The sequence below is a fragment of the Erythrobacter sp. genome (assembly GCF_024305245.1).
Taxonomy (GTDB): Bacteria; Pseudomonadota; Alphaproteobacteria; order Sphingomonadales; family Sphingomonadaceae; genus Erythrobacter.
Genome location: NZ_JAMWYX010000015.1, coordinates 18,656 through 32,712, shown reverse-complemented (window position 1 = coordinate 32,712; position 14,057 = coordinate 18,656). Strand labels below are relative to the sequence as shown.

11 protein-coding genes are annotated in these 14,057 nt (G+C 63.8%); 2 read left to right on the top strand and 9 right to left on the bottom strand.

The annotated features are described in order from the left end of the window. Positions 1-223 precede the first annotated feature (223 nt). Positions 224-2,491, top strand: coding sequence for a DUF305 domain-containing protein (locus Q0L48_RS15765; protein ID WP_296722542.1), 2,268 nt, complete (start codon positions 224-226; stop codon positions 2,489-2,491). 35 nt (positions 2,492-2,526) lie between these two features. Here Q0L48_RS15765 and Q0L48_RS15760 read toward each other — a convergent pair whose 3' ends face one another. From Q0L48_RS15760 to groES, 8 genes are all read right to left on the bottom strand, one after another. Beyond that, positions 2,527-3,882, bottom strand: coding sequence for an APC family permease (locus Q0L48_RS15760; RefSeq protein ID WP_296722541.1), 1,356 nt, complete (start codon positions 3,880-3,882; stop codon positions 2,527-2,529). Next, positions 3,882-5,219, bottom strand: coding sequence for a DUF418 domain-containing protein (locus Q0L48_RS15755; protein ID WP_296722539.1), 1,338 nt, complete (start codon positions 5,217-5,219; stop codon positions 3,882-3,884). Before Q0L48_RS15755 ends, Q0L48_RS15760 begins: the two co-directional genes overlap by 1 nt. A 99-nt stretch (positions 5,220-5,318) precedes the next feature. Further along, positions 5,319-5,900 (bottom strand): VOC family protein, encoded by a 582-nt coding sequence (locus Q0L48_RS15750; RefSeq protein WP_296722537.1) that lies wholly within the window; start codon positions 5,898-5,900, stop codon positions 5,319-5,321. 98 nt (positions 5,901-5,998) lie between these two features. Then, on the bottom strand, positions 5,999-6,442 hold the full coding sequence (locus tag Q0L48_RS15745) for a hypothetical protein (RefSeq protein ID WP_296722536.1): 444 nt from the start codon (positions 6,440-6,442) through the stop codon (positions 5,999-6,001). Between the two features lie 213 nt (positions 6,443-6,655). Beyond that, entirely contained in the window at positions 6,656-8,626 is a 1,971-nt protein-coding gene (locus Q0L48_RS15740) for a hypothetical protein (RefSeq protein ID WP_296722534.1), read from the bottom strand. Between the two features lie 224 nt (positions 8,627-8,850). Then, positions 8,851-9,258, bottom strand: coding sequence for a host attachment protein (locus Q0L48_RS15735; protein WP_296722532.1), 408 nt, complete (start codon positions 9,256-9,258; stop codon positions 8,851-8,853). Between the two features lie 119 nt (positions 9,259-9,377). Beyond that, a complete protein-coding gene (gene groL / locus Q0L48_RS15730; protein WP_296722530.1) occupies positions 9,378-11,027 on the bottom strand; it encodes a chaperonin GroEL in 1,650 nt (549 codons plus the stop codon). Positions 11,028-11,083: 56 nt separating this feature from the next. Then, on the bottom strand, positions 11,084-11,371 hold the full coding sequence (gene groES, locus Q0L48_RS15725) for a co-chaperone GroES (RefSeq protein ID WP_067402560.1): 288 nt from the start codon (positions 11,369-11,371) through the stop codon (positions 11,084-11,086). A gap of 254 nt (positions 11,372-11,625) precedes the next feature. Here groES and Q0L48_RS15720 point away from each other — a divergent pair, with 254 nt between their 5' ends. Then, positions 11,626-12,498 carry a mechanosensitive ion channel domain-containing protein gene (locus tag Q0L48_RS15720; RefSeq protein ID WP_296722528.1) on the top strand — a complete coding sequence of 291 codons (873 nt, stop codon included), beginning with the start codon at positions 11,626-11,628 and terminating at the stop codon, positions 12,496-12,498. Here the strand turns inward: Q0L48_RS15720 and Q0L48_RS15715 are convergent. Beyond that, positions 12,461-13,897, bottom strand: coding sequence for an MATE family efflux transporter (locus tag Q0L48_RS15715; RefSeq protein ID WP_296722524.1), 1,437 nt, complete (start codon positions 13,895-13,897; stop codon positions 12,461-12,463). The genes Q0L48_RS15720 and Q0L48_RS15715 overlap by 38 nt on opposite strands. Positions 13,898-14,057: the final 160 nt, after the last annotated feature.

Genomic DNA, 14,057 nt, shown 5'->3' with positions numbered 1-14,057 from the left:
TGGTCATACTAGTCATGGGCGATTCGTCGCGGCAAGCCTTCGTTTCGCCTCGTGCGGTGAAAGGTGCGCATGACGCGACCGGGCTGCCGTGCGGCGCCCCATGCTCCTCCTCGGACAGAATCGTAATTCCGTCGAAAGCGGACTTGCCGCGTCATTCACTCTCTTGACTGCGCTGACATTGGAGGCAGGTTGTCCGTCAACCATTCCGGTTTGAAGGGACATCATGACCAACGCACCAGCCTTGCGCGCCTCGGGCGCCATCCTTTCCGCTTTGCTGCTCGGCACGTCGGGCCTTGCCCTGGCCCAGAACGTGCCGATCGTTCAGCCCGGCGCGCCGGGGCAAAGCAGCCGTACGCTGAGCGCCGAGGAAGCGACCAAGCTGGCCGCGGCGAGCTATGCGCCTGCCGATGTCGCCTTCATGCAGCACATGATCGTCCATCATAACCAGGCGGTGGCAATGGCGGTGCTGGTCAAGGATCGCACCAATACCGAGGAAATCGTCGCTATCGCGGGCCGGATCGAATCGAGCCAGGCGGACGAAATCGCCTTCATGCAGGAATGGCTGGCCGAGCGGGGCGAGCCGGTGGAAGACCCGGCGATGAAGGGGCACGGCCACCACATGCACCATATGATGGCGGGAATGGCATCGCCGGAGCAGATGCAGGCGCTCGCCGCAGCCGATTCGGTCGAGTTCGACCGCCAGTTTCTCGAACTGATGATTGCCCACCACGAAGGCGCGGTCGAGATGGTCGAGAAGCTGCTTGAGGAGCCGGGGACGGCTGCCGACCCGGTGCTCTTTCGCTTCATCGGCGATATCGAAAACGAACAGACCGGCGAGATCGAGCGGATGGACGTGCTGCTGGCCGGCCTTTCGGAAGACCCGCGCGCCGGGCTGGCCGCCGGGTTCGCCGACGCCGGCGAAGCGATCATGAACCTCGAAAAGGTCGCCAGTCTGCGTAAGCCCGCCGGGTTCTTCAACCCCGGCAACCCCGCCGACCTGCGCCCGCCGGTCGCTCCGAAAAAGGACGACAAGGCCAAGGCCGAGCCCGCTGCCGAAGCCACCCCCGCACCGGAAGCGGATGCAAGCGAAGCGTCCGAGCGCGGCGAGGAGGAAACCCTCACCGAATTCGCCGAGCGTTCCCCGCTGCTCGATTTCGCCAATACCGACATGGCATTCTTCGACGATATCATGGTGGCGGGCAGTTACCACGGCTTCAACATCTACAAGCTGGGCGCCGACGGTGTGCCGAACCTGATGAGCTCGGTCGTTTGCCCGGGCGGGCAGGGCGATGTCTCGGTGGTCGGCGACCTGCTCGTGATGAGTGTCGAGCAGACGCGCGGCCGCGTCGATTGCGGGCTGCAGGGCGTCGCCGGAGACGTCAGCGAAGAACGCTTCCGGGGCTTGCGCATCTTCGACATCTCCGATCTCAGCGCCGTGCGCCAGGTCGGCGCGGTGCAGACCTGCCGGGGCAGTCACACCCACTCGGTCGTGAGCAGCGATGCTGAAAAGATCATCGTCTACAATTCGGGCACCAGTCGGGTGCGCGAGACCGAAGAGCTTGCGCGCTGCGTCGACGACCCGTCGAGCACCCGCACCGCGCTGTTCAGCATCGATGTGATCGAAATCCCGGTGGCGGATCCGGGCAAGGCACGCATCGTCAGCAGCCCGCGCGTCTTTGCCGATGAAGAAACGGGTGAGATCGCCGGCCTGTGGAAGGGCGGCCAGATCGAGGAGGGCGCGCAGGATAGCCGCCAGACCAATCAGTGCCACGACATCACCGTGTTCCCCAGCCTCAACATCGCCGCGGGCGCGTGTTCGGGCAACGGCATCCTGTTCGACATCGCCGATCCGCTCAATCCCAAGCGGATCGATGCGGTGACAGACACCACCTTTGCCTATTGGCATTCGGCGACCTTCAACAATGATGGCACCAAGGTGATCTTCACCGACGAATGGGGCGGCGGCGGGCGGCCGCGCTGCAAGGCGTCCGATCCGAAGACCTGGGGCGCCAATGCGATCTACGATATCGTCGACGGCAAGCTGGTGTTCCGCGCCCATTACAAGCTGCCGGCCCCGCAGAGCGACATGGAGAACTGCGTCGCCCATAATGGCTCGATCATCCCGGTGCCGGGACGAGATCTGTTCGCGCAGGCGTGGTATCAGGGCGGGCTTTCGGTGATGGATTTCACCGACAGTGATGCGCCCAAGGAAATCGCCTATTTCGACCGCGGCCCGATCAATGACGAGCAGCTGGTACTGGGCGGATACTGGTCGGTTTACTGGTACAACGGCCACCTCTACGGCACCGAAATTACGCGCGGGATCGATGTCTTTTCGCTGGAGCCGAGCGATGCCCTGTCCGAGGCGGAAATCGCTGCGGCCAAGGCGGCGACATACGCAGATGGCCGCTTCAATCCGCAGACCCAGACGCAGGTGACGTGGGACGACGAAGTGATCGAAGCCGCCGAAGCCAGCCGCAAGGGCGGCTGACGGGGGAGCTTGCATCCCGCCTTCGGCTCACCCGTTCAAACTTGGCCGATGACGTCGACCCTTCGGCGTTCCCGTCCGAGGTGAAGGCCCACCGGCACGCAGACACCGATCAGTGCTGCGACCCACAGGCCGGACACCGGATCGGCGATCACCACCGCTGCGAACAGCGCGGTGGTGATCGCCAGGATCAGCGCGGGCAGCACCGGGTGCCCGATCGCGCGGAACGGGCGCGGCATATGCGGCCGTTTCAGCCGCAGCGCGAAGTAAGCCGCGTTGTAGAGCACGGCTGCCAGCAGTCCGGCGGCGACCTGGATCTTGAAAACGAAGACATAGGCGCCGGTCAGGATCATCGGGATCGCCACCACCGCCCCGATCAGCAGCGCCACCCACGGCGTGCCGCCGCGATTGACCAGTATGGCGCTGTGCAGGAACAGTCCGTCGCGCGCCATGCCATAGAGTATGCGCGGCTGGGCCATGATGATCGCATTGAGCGTAAGCAGTGCCATGATCGCCGCCGATAGGCCGGTTATCTTGAGTCCGACCGGCCCCAGCAGTGTCTCGATCAGCAGCGCCACCGGCAGATCCGACCCGCGCAATGTCTCGACATCGAGCACGCTGAACACGCTGAGATTGATGGCGAGATAGATCGCCATCAGCATCACGGCCGAAACGAAGAACGCGCGCGGGATGTTGCGGGCCGGGTCCTTGTCCTCCTCGGCGAAAAAGGCCGGCGCTTGCCAGCCGTCATAGGCGCCGAGCACGATCTGGAAGGCGGTGATGAAGGCGATCCAGCCGATTGCCGCCTCGCCAGGGGACACTAACGAGGCGGCGCTTCCGGCACTGGATGAACCGGAAGATTCGAGGGTGAAGGCGGCGACGATGACGCCCGACAGCAGCAGCAATTTGAGAGCGAGCCCGAAGATGTTAGAGATCCGGCCTTCTTCGACCCCGATCGCGTTGAATCCCGTCACCATCAGCAAGGCGGCGACCGCAACCGGCGCGGTGAAGGGCGACATTGCGGGGATGGCGACGGCAAGAAATTCGGCGAAGGCCAGCGACAACGCCGCCATGCCCGCCGCGCCGCCCGCCCACATGGCCCACCCCGCCAGCAACCCGAGACCATCGCCGAATGCTTCTCGAACCGGCACATACATTCCGCCCGCTCGCGGCAGGGCGGTGGTCAGTTCGGACGCGACATTGACCGAGAGCAGCACGTAAACCCCGCCCAGCGCCCATACCGCCATCGCCGCCCAGAACACTGGCACCTCGTTTGCGACCACGCCCGGCGTGCGCAGAATGCCTGCACCGATCACCGATCCGGCCATGATCGCGATGGCGAACGGCAGGCCGAGCCGTTTTTGCAGGGTGGTGGAGGCGGCCTGCCCGCTCATCATGCGACCGCGGTGTCGCGCCGCAGTGCGGGCAGTTCGCCATAGGTCAGGCCGCGCCACAGCCATTCGAGCGGGCCCATCCGGAAATGGCGCAGCCACAGGGGGCTGGCGATCAATTGCGCGCCCCAGATCGCAAACACGACATAATAAAGCTGGTGCCGCTCAAGCTGCCCGAAATAGCCCAGCCCGACGAACAGGGTCGCGCAGACCACCGAATGCGTCAGGTAATTGGTGAACGCCATCCGCCCGACGCTGGCCAACGCGTGCTGGAACCACGGGAAAATGCCCGAACGCGCGATCAGCAGCAGCAGGCCCAGATGCCCCGCCGTGGTGGCAAGACGGCCCAGATCATAGGTCATCTGCGATTGGCTGAAGGCGAGCATGCTGAAGCCGTTGTCGATGATCCAGCGGGTCTCGAACACGTTGACGGTCAGTCCGATGCCATATCCGATGACGACCAATGCCGCGTAGAACCGGGTGGAGCGTTCGAGCGTGAAGACGCCCAGTTTGAACAGCCCGAGGCCGATCAGCATCATGCTGAAGACATCGAAGAAGATGTAGCGATAGAACGCCCAGCTTTGCGCGCCCCGCGTTTCCTCGGCGACCTGCGCGAAGGCACTGGTATAGCTGGCGGTTCGCGCCGCGACATAGGCCTGTTGTTCTTCTGCCGTGTATTCGAACTGTTCGAGCGCGCCCTCCCACTCCTTGGCATGCTTCTCCTGCTCCGGCGTTGGCGCTCCGTCCTTGGCTGCAACCACTTCGTAGGCCGCGTGCTTTTCCAGCTGGTCCATGGTGTCCAGCACGCCCCAGCTGGCACCGAAGGCGAGCACGCCGGCCGCGATGGCGAACAGCCATTTGGGCGCGAGCTTGCGGAACGGAAATGCGATCAGCGCAATCAGGCCGTAATAGAACAGGATGTCGCCGCTCCACAGGAAGATGAAGCCGTTGACGAGGCCGAAAAAGGTCAACCACAGATTGCGCCGGGCATAGATGTCGGCGACATCGGTGCGGCCCTTCGCTTCGAGCCGGGACGTGAACAGGATGATTCCTGCGCCGAACAGCATCGAGAACAGCGCGCGCTGGGTGCCTTCGAACCCGACCACGATGATGATCCAGGACAGCAGATTGATCCCTTCTGCACCGCCTGCATTGGTGGGGTTGCCATAGGCGTGCGGCAGACCGAAGCCGGAAATGTTCATCAGCAGGATGCCGAACAGCGCCGCACCGCGCACGAAGTCGAGCGCCACGATCCGATCATTCGTCGGCCCGGTTCGCGGCGTATCGGGTGTCGCCTGCGCCGGGGCGATCAGCGGGGCTTCAGGGGCTGCGGTCGCCATAACTTGTCCAATGCTCAAAAGCGGTTGAGGTCAGAAGGCAGGATGCTCTTTCGATTGGGGCGAAGGTGCCGCCCGATCAGCCGTCAGCGCGATGCGCCATCAGGCGCACAGCACTTCGAGCCGCCCGCGGATCGGCGAAACCGGCGCGGCAAAGTCCATCGCCAGCAAAGCGGCATCGCTTTCCCCAGCGCGCAGCCGGGCCAGCCATTCGGCCGGATCATATTCGGTGCCGACCGGATTCTGGCCGATTTTCTCACCCGCGAAATAGTCGCGGCACTCGTCCTTGCTGGCAAAGCAATCGATGCTGAATTCCATCTGGTTGCCATCGGGATCGGCATAGTAGAGCGAGGCGCTCATGCCGTGATTGACGGCCCAATAGGGTTCGATCCCGTTGGCCTTCAGGTCTTCCCACGTTTCCAGCAGGGCCGTTAGCGAGGGCACTTCATAGGCGATATGGTCGACGCCGATGGGTGCCTGTGCGGTGTCCTCGGCGTCGGGCGCGATCACTGAAAGATCGGCAAAGGCAAGCCGGTGGTGATCATCATCGAAGGTCAGGAACGCCAGCGCCGGATTGCGATAGACGATGGTTGCGCCGAACACGTCGGCATACCATTGCAGCATCACATCCAGCTGGCGTGTGCGATAGACGACATGGGCGAGTTTGGGTGCTGGCATCGCCATGACGGGTCTGCTCCTGTTTGATTTGGGGGACGAACTCCGGCGGGCGATCGGGTCGCATCACCGCCCGCCGGAGCTCTGGTCGCGCATACCCCCCCGGGTCAGCGCGGCATGTATTCCTGCAGCAGCATCGAGCCCATCACCGTGCGATATTCGCCGCGGTTGCCGCTGGCGGCGGCCTGTTGCTGGTAAGTGGTCTTGGCCCAGGCATCATAGGCCTTGTTGCGGCGCTCCCCCTCGGCAGCGTCGGGCAGGCTGGCGAACTGGGTCACCAGATAGATATCGGGTTCGCCCTCGCGCGCATTGACGTTGGAATAGATGCCGTAATCGGTGATCCAGCCCTGCGACTTGGCGTATTCCGAATTGCGCTTCCATTCGGTCGCCAGCCATTCGGCATATTTCAGACCGCCTTCGCCGTCCTTAACCTCGATGCCGGTCATCTCGACATATTCGCCTGCCACCAGCGGGAATTCCTGCGCGGCTGCCGGTGCGGCAAACGGCAGTGTCATGGCCATGGCGGCCAGTGCGAGCGTGATCGTCTTCATCGGTTCTCTCCCTGTTGGACGGTTCACCCCTGAACCCGTCCGTCTTCCCCCCGAACCGCATCGGCAAACCTTCCCCGCGCGCGCCTGACCCCTCGGTCGGCGCGCTGCGCGATTTGGCTTGATTTCAGCTTGTTCTGGTGCAGCGAGAGTGCCCGCTCGGGGCAGGTGCGGTCAACCGGGGCGACCGTCAAAAAAGCGTCAATTCGTGCCGGTTCAGGCCCCGCGCGGGTCGGCGGGCATAAGGTCGGGCCAGCCGTGGCGGTTCCACGCTTCGATCAGGCCGACGTCTTCGGCGAAGTCCATGAAGCCCGGATGCAGGCGCACCTGCCGGATCGGTTCGGCATCGGCCCACAGGCTCATCAGACCGAACATGTTGGCCGGGTGGATGCATTCCCGGTAGATTGTCATCACCAGCTCGGCGTGCCCCATCCAGATCGCCGGGAAGGCGATCGTCGGATCACAGGGATCGGGCATGGTCTGGTGAAGCCCGTCGAGCATCGCGCAATAGGCTGCCCGTGCGACCTCGTCGCCGCTGCAGATGCCCCTTGCGGCGATCCCCCAATAGGCGTCGCGCATGGCTTCATTCATCGGCTCGGTCCCGGCGGGCGGCAGGATCACCGTGTTCATCAGCATCCGCTGGGCATAATAGGTCGCGACGGCTTTCTCGTGGTCGCCGTTGGCCGCCTCGAACACTGCCAGCCACATCCCCGGCATCCCCAGATCGACCGTGCGCTGTGCGGCTGCCAGCGCGCGCTCCATGTCCCCAAGGTTGAAATACGCGGTCGCCAGCAACACATGGTTGCGGCCATAGGCCGGGTCCTGCTCGACCCCCGCCTCGATGAACGGAAGCGCCGCGCGGGTCCGGCCAATATAGAGCAGGAACGATCCAAGCCGCAGCGCGACATCTGCGTTGCGGGGCTCGCGGGCATAGGCTTCGAACGCCAGATCCAGCGCACCAGCCGGGTTCTTGCGGCTCCATTCGTGGATCCCCTGGATAGCGAGGGCGTGGCCTTGTCCCGGATCGAGCGCCTCGGCGCGCCGGGCACATTCCGCCGCCTTGCGCGAGCGTTCGACCCGGTCGAGGCATGGAGTATAGACAGCATTGTGGACATGGGCATCGGCCAGCGCGGTCCAGCATTCGGCAAAGTCGGGATCGAGCGCCAGCGCCTGCTCCAGCAGTTCGACCGACTTCGCCGCCGCGCCGTCGGTCATCGAGCGCCGCACCAGCGAGCGCCCCTGCAGGTATAGGGAATAGGCCGTGCGGTTGGCGGTCATCCGCCGCATCGGTGCGGGCGAGAGCGCGAGGCCCAGAACCCGGCAGATCGCGGCGATGACGTTGTTGCCGATGACTTTGCGGGATTCGAAGAAATCCTCGATCGAGCCTTCCATCCGGTCGGCCCAGAGCTCGGTGCCGGTGGTGCCTTCGATCAGCGCGATATTCACTGTGATGCGATCGGCAGTGCGCCGCACCTCGCCTTCGATCAGATGCGTCACCCTGAGACTGGCGGCCATCTCGGTGAGCGTTTGCCCGCGTGCGGCCACGGCCAGCACCGATGTGCGCCCGGCCAGCATGATGCCTTCAAGCTTGCCCAGCCGCGAGACCAACTCGTCGGTCACGCCCTCGGCCAGAAAGAAATCCCCGCCGACCTGATCGATCTGGCCGAACGGCAGCACTGCCAGCGCCACATCGGCAAGGCTGCGGATCGCGGGATAGCGGGCCAGCACCGCGCCGCTCAGCCGCGCGCTGGTTCCGGTTTCGCCCGCGGCGCGCAATTGCCCCACCAGACGGGCGCTGGCGTGCCGCAGCCGTGCCTCGACTTCCTGCCGCTTCATTGCCAGCCAGCTATCGAAATCGGGATTGAAGGTGACCGCCTGCAGCAATGGCAGATTGCCGATCTGTTCGATCAGGGCCGCGGCATGCAGCGCGTCACCCTGCGCCAACGCATCTTCGAGCGCGGCCAGATCGGATTGCACCGCATCGCGGTTCAATGCGACCGCCGAACGCGTCACGACCAACAGATTGGGGCAACCTTCCACTTCGCATTGGCGGCGCAGATCGAGCAGGCATTGTCGCAAGCTGGCCTTGGCCTGCGCGGGGAATCTGTCCGGCCAGAGCAATTGGCACAATCGTTCGCGATCAAGGCTGTAATCGGGTTGCAGGCACAGCAGCGACACCAGCAACATGCCGCGCCGATTGCTTGGCAATAAAGGCGTTCCGCCTACAGTATCCAGCCGGAATTCGCCGAACATCCGGACAAGCGCTGCAGTCGCCGGCGAGACGCATTCTGATCGATCATGCCTCATTCCGTTCCCCCGCGTTAGTCGTAGTCAGTGCAGAGCATCTTGCAATGCTTTTTGCCTGCTACGTCGGCGGGGTCACGGTGCCGCGAGTGCTGGCTTGTCCCTTGTTACTCCGCTGCGACGATCGCCGATTCAATCCGATCGGTGGACTGTCCGGTAAGGGTCTTGTCGATCTCGCCCACCAGCCGCTGCTTGAGTTCGACGTGGTAGTGCTGGCGCATTTCACCCAGCGTCTTGGGATCGGCGATGATCAGCAGCGCCTCCAGATCGCCGGCGATGGCTCTGGCGTTGAGCCATTCGGCGGCGGCGGCTCCGTGGGCCAGTTCGTCCAGATCGGTGCTGTCGGGCTTGCGTCCCGAGTCCTGATGGCGAACCCCGGCGCTGTAATTGGTCACTTCGAGATCGGGCTTGTCCACTTCGACGAGGCTCGGTTCGAAAATCTGCCCGTCATTGCGGAACAGCGTGAAGCTTTCTCCGTCTATCAGCGCGACGTGGGCCTTGTGCGGGAGTTTCATATTGGTTGTCCTTGTGTTCGGATCTCGGTTCCCCTGCTTGCGGCCATGCATAACAGAAAAGCCCCGGAAGGTGCGACCTTCCGGGGCTTCCTGTAGTCGGATGTGAGCAACCGGCGGGCTTAGAAGCCCATCCCGCCCATGCCGCCCATGCCGCCCATGTCGGGCATGCCCGGCGAGGAGGACTTGTCTTCCGGACGCTCCACGATCGCCGCTTCGGTGGTGATCAGCAGGCCGGCGACCGAAGCCGCATCCTGCAGTGCCACGCGAACGACCTTGGTCGGATCGATCACGCCAGCCTTCACCAGGTTCTCGTAGGTGTCGGTCGCGGCGTTGAAGCCCTGCGTTTCGTCATTCTCGCGCAGCAGGTTGCCTGCAACGACGGCGCCATCATGGCCGGCGTTCTGGGCGATCTGCTTGATCGGGGCGGTAATCGCCTTGCGGATGATGTCGATGCCGCGGGTCTGGTCTTCGTTCGCGCCCTTCAGCCCTTCGAGAGACTTGGTGGCGTAAAGCAGAGCCGTGCCACCGCCCGGAACGATGCCTTCCTCAACCGCAGCGCGGGTTGCGTGGAGCGCGTCGTCGACGCGGTCCTTGCGTTCCTTCACTTCGACTTCGGAAGCACCGCCGACCTTGATCACGGCAACACCGCCAGCCAGCTTGGCCAGACGTTCCTGCAGCTTTTCACGGTCGTAATCGCTCGAGGTGTTGTCGATCTGGGTGCGGATTTCGGAAACGCGCGCCTTGATGTCGTCGGCAGCACCGGCGCCATCGACGATGGTGGTGTTGTCCTTGTCGATCGAGACCTTCTTGGCTTCCCCGAGCATGCCCACGGTGACGTTTTCGAGCTTGATGCCGAGGTCTTCGGAAATCATCTCGCCCTTGGTCAGGATCGCGATGTCCTGCAGCATCGCCTTGCGGCGATCGCCAAAGCCGGGGGCCTTGACCGCAGCAACCTTGAGGCCGCCGCGCAGCTTGTTGACCACGAGGGTCGCCAGCGCTTCGCCTTCGATATCTTCGGCAATGATCAGCAGCGGACGGCCCGACTGCACAACAGCTTCGAGGATCGGCAGCATTGCTTGCAGGTTCGACAGCTTCTTTTCGTGGATCAGGATATAGGGATTTTCCAGCTCCACGGTCATCTTGTCGGGGTTGGTGATGAAGTAGGGCGACAAGTAACCACGGTCGAACTGCATGCCTTCGACGACATCGAGTTCAAATTCGAGGCCCTTGGCTTCCTCGACGGTGATCACGCCTTCCTTGCCGACCTTGTCCATAGCTTCGGCGATCTTTTCGCCGACTTCACGGTCGCCATTGGCCGAGATGATCCCGACCTGCGCGATTTCCGAGCTGTCCGAAACGTCCTTCGAACGGCTCTTCAGATCGGCGACGACGGCGGTAACGGCCTGATCGATGCCGCGCTTCAGATCCATCGGGTTCATGCCGGCAGCAACCGACTTCATGCCTTCGGTGACGATCGCCTGAGCCAGCACGGTGGCGGTGGTGGTGCCATCGCCCGCGCTGTCATTCGCCTTGCTGGCGACTTCGCGCAGCATCTGCGCGCCCATGTTCTCGTACTTGTCCTTGAGCTCGATTTCCTTGGCGACGGTGACGCCGTCCTTGGTGATGCGCGGGGCACCGAAGCTCTTGTCGATCACGACATTGCGGCCCTTGGGGCCCAACGTGACCTTGACGGCGTTGGCGAGGATATCGACGCCGCGCAGAATGCCTTCGCGGGCATCGCGGCCGAACTTTACGTCCTTGGCAGCCATGATTGTTTCTCCTGAGATTGGTTTATGGATTGAAGGTAGCGAAAGGGATCAGGCGATCAGCCCATGATCCCCATGATGTCGCTTTCCTTCATGATCAGCAGGTCTTCGCCGTTGATCTTGACTTCGGTGCCCGACCACTTGCCGAACAGAACGCGATCGCCGACCTTGACATCGAGCGCGATGCGATCGCCATCGTCGTCACGTGCGCCTTCGCCAACGGCGACGATTTCGCCTTCGCTGGGCTTTTCCTGGGCGCTATCGGGGATAATGATGCCGCCAGCGGTCTTCTGGTCGGCTTCGATGCGACGGACCACAACGCGGTCGTGCAGCGGACGAAATGCCATGATGATGACCTTTCCTTGAATGGGTGGATTGCTTGGCACTCTCCTCTCGAGAGTGCCAACGAGCCGCATTTGGTCCTATCGGCAGCGTGAATCAAGGAGGCTGATGCAAATTTTTTTGCATCGCCGCGCGATTTTCCGGGCGGGGTGGCCACAGCGGCCCGGCTGATCTATCCCGCGTGGCCGAACCCGGAAGCGCGCACTTTCAAAGGGCTTCAGCCAGTGCGCGGCGATAATAATGGAGCAAACCCCCGTCCATGACCCCGCAAGACCTTGCCAACCTGCCGGCCAAAGTCACCAACGAACTGGATATCGTAGCCGCCGTCGTCGGATGGCTGCGCGAAAATCTGGTGCATATGGCCGGGGCGCTGGCTGTGCTGGTCATCGGCGTCATTCTGGCGCGGCTGCTGTCGGGCGCGGCTGACCGGGCGCTGTCGCGGTCTGGCCGGATCGAGCCGACGGTCGCCAAGTTCCTCGGCAACATCATCAAATATGCGCTGTGGGCCGTGGTCGCGGTAACCGTCCTGACCCAGTTCGGGGTGCAGACCACCTCCATCATCGCAGCGCTGGGCGGTCTGGCGCTTGCGGTCGGGCTTGCGCTGCAAGGCACGCTCAGCAACGTCGCGGCGGGCGTGATGATCCTGATCCAGCGTCCGTTTCGGGTGGGCGAGACGATCAGCGCCGGTCCGACGCTCGGCACCGCCACTGCCATCGGCCTGTTCACCACCGAGCTGGTGCAGCCCGACGGGCTGTACGTCATGGTCCCCAATAACGAGCTGTGGAACAAGCCGATCATCAATTTCAGCCGGATGCCGACCCGGCGGTTCGAGCTGCTGATCGGCATTTCCTATTCGGACAGCATCCAGCAGGCGCGGGAGGAATTGCTGGCCTTGGCACAGGGCGATGAGCGCGTGCTGGCCGAACCTGCGCCCGAAGTGTTCGTGGCGGCACTGGCCGATAGCTCGGTCACGATGGGCATGCGGGTGTGGTCCGCAAGCAGCGATTATCTGGTGCTGTCGCGCGACCTGACCGAAGCGGCGAAGGAGCGGTTCGACGCGGCCGGACTGACGATTCCGTTCCCGCAGCGCGAAGTCAGGACAATAGTGGCTCCGGCCGAGGCGGCGGCGTAACGGTGACGTTGCCCGCGCGGATCGTCAGACCCAGCCGTTCCCGGCGGAGCCAGCGGACGATCAGCAACAGCGCGGCGAAGAACAGCCCCGTGGCCAGCCCGATCCACACTCCGGTCCCTTCGAGCGGGGTGAAAAAACCGAGCCCGATGGCCGTGCCGATCCCCGGCACCCAATAGCTGAAGATCGCGATCCACATCGGCACGCGGGTGTCCTGCAAGCCCCTGAGCGCGCCCGCAGCCACCGCCTGCACGCCGTCGGCCAGCTGGAAAATCGCAGCCAGTACCAGATATTGCAGCGCGAACACCACCAGCGCGGCGTTGGCGGGATCGGACGGATCGACATAGATCGTCAGCAGCAATTCGGGCGCTAGCACCATGGCGAGCGCCGTCAGCGACATAAAGCCGGTGCCGATCGCGATCGCCACCCACCCGGCGCGTTTCACACCAACGGGATCGCGCGCGCCGTAGAAATAGCCGACCCGGATCGCCGCCGCCTGCCCCACACCGAACGGCACCTGAAACGCCAGCGCCGCAAGTTGCAATGCCACCGTGTGCCCCGCCAGCTCCGCTGCGCCGAAGCGGCCCATCAGGAAGGCGGCGGCACCGAAGATGCCCGCCTCTGCCGTGATCGTCAGCCCGATCGGCGTGCCGATCAGCAGGATCAGCCGGAACCGCTGCCAATCGGGCGCCCACCAGCGGCCGAACACGCGGTAGCGATGAAGCCGCAGATCATGCCTGATCGCCGCGACATAGGCGCCCAGCGTGAACAGCGAGGTGAGGATCGTCGCCACGGCGGCACCTGCAAGCCCCATTTCGGGCGCGCCAAGATTGCCGAAGATAAAGGCGTAGTTGGCGAGCGCATTAACGAAAATTCCGAGCCCGGTGATCGCGGTCGCGAAAATCGGGCGGCCCAATGCCGAGACGAAATTGCGCAGCACGGCAGCCAGCAGCATCGGCACCATCGAGAAGACGATGACGTTGTTGTATTCGTTCGCCAGATTGCGGATTCCGGCTTGCTGGCCGGAAATCTCCATCACCGGATCGAGCAGCAGGCACAGGCCCATGCCCACGATCCCGCTCAGCACCGCCAGCCACAAAGCCATCCGCACCGAACGCCGCACCGGGCGCACCGAGGGTGCGCCGGTGCCGAGCGCTTCCGCGATCAAGGGCGCTACCGCGCCCGTCAGCCCGGTCAGCGCCCACAGCACGAGGCCGAACAGCGACACGGCCAGCGCGGAGGCAGCCAACTGCTCTTCGCCCAGCCGTGCGATGAAGACGACATCGACCGCATAGGTCAGCATCTGCAGCAGATTCGCAGCCGCCAACGGTCCCGCAAGCGCCAGAGTCGCGCGGATTTCCTGCCCCCAGCCGGGCGTCGAGAGAGGTGCGGTGTGCTGCATGGTCGGTCTTTGCCCGCCAGCAGGCGAGCCGGTCGCCATACGGCGATGGGCGATTCGTTGAAAGGGGAATTGGTCGTCCCGGGATCCTAGCATGGTCGAGCAGGCACGGACCATTCATTAACGAATACGCCGCTGACATCGCCGGAGTTCTCATTGGGAG

Excerpts from the sequence above, each read along its gene's own strand:
- Q0L48_RS15745 (WP_296722536.1), bottom strand. The coding sequence starts at position 6,442 with ATGAAGACGATCACGCTCGCACTGGCCGCCATGGCCATGACACTGCCG.
- Q0L48_RS15760 (WP_296722541.1), bottom strand. The coding sequence starts at position 3,882 with ATGAGCGGGCAGGCCGCCTCCACCACCCTGCAAAAACGGCTCGGCCTG.
- groL (WP_296722530.1), bottom strand. The coding sequence starts at position 11,027 with ATGGCTGCCAAGGACGTAAAGTTCGGCCGCGATGCCCGCGAAGGCATT.
- Q0L48_RS15755 (WP_296722539.1), bottom strand. The coding sequence starts at position 5,219 with ATGGCGACCGCAGCCCCTGAAGCCCCGCTGATCGCCCCGGCGCAGGCG.
- Q0L48_RS15715 (WP_296722524.1), bottom strand. The coding sequence starts at position 13,897 with ATGCAGCACACCGCACCTCTCTCGACGCCCGGCTGGGGGCAGGAAATC.
- Q0L48_RS15740 (WP_296722534.1), bottom strand. The coding sequence starts at position 8,626 with ATGTTGCTGGTGTCGCTGCTGTGCCTGCAACCCGATTACAGCCTTGAT.
- groES (WP_067402560.1), bottom strand. The coding sequence starts at position 11,371 with ATGGCATTTCGTCCGCTGCACGACCGCGTTGTGGTCCGTCGCATCGAA.
- Q0L48_RS15750 (WP_296722537.1), bottom strand. The coding sequence starts at position 5,900 with ATGGCGATGCCAGCACCCAAACTCGCCCATGTCGTCTATCGCACACGC.
- Q0L48_RS15720 (WP_296722528.1), top strand. The coding sequence starts at position 11,626 with ATGACCCCGCAAGACCTTGCCAACCTGCCGGCCAAAGTCACCAACGAA.
- Q0L48_RS15765 (WP_296722542.1), top strand. The coding sequence starts at position 224 with ATGACCAACGCACCAGCCTTGCGCGCCTCGGGCGCCATCCTTTCCGCT.
- Q0L48_RS15735 (WP_296722532.1), bottom strand. The coding sequence starts at position 9,258 with ATGAAACTCCCGCACAAGGCCCACGTCGCGCTGATAGACGGAGAAAGC.